Below are 1,819 nucleotides of genomic sequence, written 5' to 3' on the forward strand. Positions count from 1 at the left end.
GGCGCGGGTTGCGGTTGCGACCGCCGCCGCCCGGACCGCGGCCGCCGCGGCCGTCACGCTCCTCGCGCTCCGGCATGGTCGCCTTCTTGCCGACGCCGGCCGCCATGATCGAGGCGTCCAGCTGGGCCAGCTGCTTGTCGTTGCGGCGGTCGATGGCCGGAATCTTCTGGCGCGTGACCTTTTCGATGTCGCGCAGCAGCTTCATCTCGTCGCCGGCCACGAAGCTGATCGCCGTGCCGTCGGCGCCGGCGCGGGCGGTCCGGCCGATGCGGTGGACATAGGCTTCCGGCACGAACGGAAGTTCGAAATTCACGACGTGCGAGACGCCGTCGACGTCGATGCCGCGCGCGGCGATGTCGGTCGCCACCAGCACCCGCAGCTTGCCCTTCTTGAAGGCGTCCAGCGTGCGTTCGCGCTGCGGCTGGCTCTTGTTGCCGTGGATGGCGCCGGCCTCGACGCCGCCCGTTTCCAGATAGGCGGCCACCTTGTCGGCGCCGTGCTTGGTCTTGGTGAAGACCAGGCAGCGGGTGAAGGTCGGATCGCTGAACATCTCGGTCAGCAGGGCGCGTTTGCGGCCCTGTTCGATATGGATGATCGACTGGTTGATGCGCTGCACGGTGGTGGCCTGCGGCGTCACCTGCACCTTGACCGGATCCTTCAGCAGCTCGCCCGCCAGCTTGCCGATCTCGGTCGGCATGGTGGCCGAGAAGAACAGGTTCTGGCGCTTGGCCGGAATGCGGCTGACGATCTGGCGGATCGGCTTGACGAAGCCGAGGTCCAGCATCTGGTCGGCCTCGTCGAGGACGAAGATCTCGGTGCGGCTCAGGTCCAGCGTCTTCTGCTGCATATGGTCCAGCAGGCGGCCGGGCGTGGCCACCAGGACGTCTAGGCCCTGTTGCAGGGCGCGCTCCTGCGGCCCGTACTTCACGCCGCCGAAGATCACGGCGACGCGGAAGCCGAGGTGTTTGCCGTAGGTCTTGAAGCTCTCGGCGATCTGGCTGGCCAGTTCGCGCGTCGGCGACAGGATCAGCACCCGCGTGGTGCGGGGCACTGGCGGCGTGCGGTTCTCGGCCAGGCGATGCAGGATCGGCAGGGCGAAGGCGGCGGTCTTGCCGGTGCCGGTCTGGGCGATGCCCAGCAGGTCCTTGCCGGCCATGACGTCGGGGATGGCCTGGACCTGGATCGGGGTCGGCGTCGTATAGCCTTCCGAGGTCAGCGCCTGGAGAAGGGCCGGATTCAGGCCCATGGTGTCGAAGGTCTTGTTGCTCACGTGGAGTGTTCTTTCGCGTATGCGGCGACGCGCAACAGCCATGGCTCAACGCCGATAAGGCCGCGCACCGCCAGTCCCGATGGGATGTCAGCGTGACATCGTCGGGGTGGATCGGGCGCCGCCCCGCGTGTCCGGGCAGCGAATGAATCTGGAGGACCGGCCGCTGCTACAGTCAGGTCTCCGGTTCGGGAGACCCACACGCGCTGGAGGCGGACGGCGATCGCGATTGTGCGATGCAGCGTAAATGACGCTTCAATACGGCCAAGTCAAGGCCGGAGGGGCTAGTCGGGTCGTCTCCTCCCCGTTCGCCTTTGCGAATGGGGAGGTGGATCGACGGCGAAGCCGGCGAGACGGAGGGGCTCTGTCCGCCGCCCGGTCGAGACGCCGCCCTTCACTGGTTCATCACAAAGGCCACGAAGAAGGCGCGAAGGACACGACGGGAGCGCGCCTCTCGCCGCCGTCTGCGGGCCCTTGCCCGCAATCATCCATGGCGTCTCCCTTATGGGAGCCGCAGGCCCGCCGGCCCCGTCGTGTCCTTTGTGAATCCGT

General features: G+C 67.6%; 1 protein-coding gene. It reads right to left on the reverse strand.

The genetic code is table 11. From position 1 onward, the window contains the following. The coding region (locus RDU12_RS15495) for a DEAD/DEAH box helicase (RefSeq protein ID WP_374990237.1) at positions 1-1,270 on the reverse strand (1,270 nt) is incomplete at its 3' end. Positions 1,271-1,819 lie beyond the last annotated feature (549 nt).

It is taken from the genome of Brevundimonas sp., from assembly GCF_031082345.1.
GTDB lineage: Bacteria > Pseudomonadota > Alphaproteobacteria > Caulobacterales > Caulobacteraceae > Brevundimonas.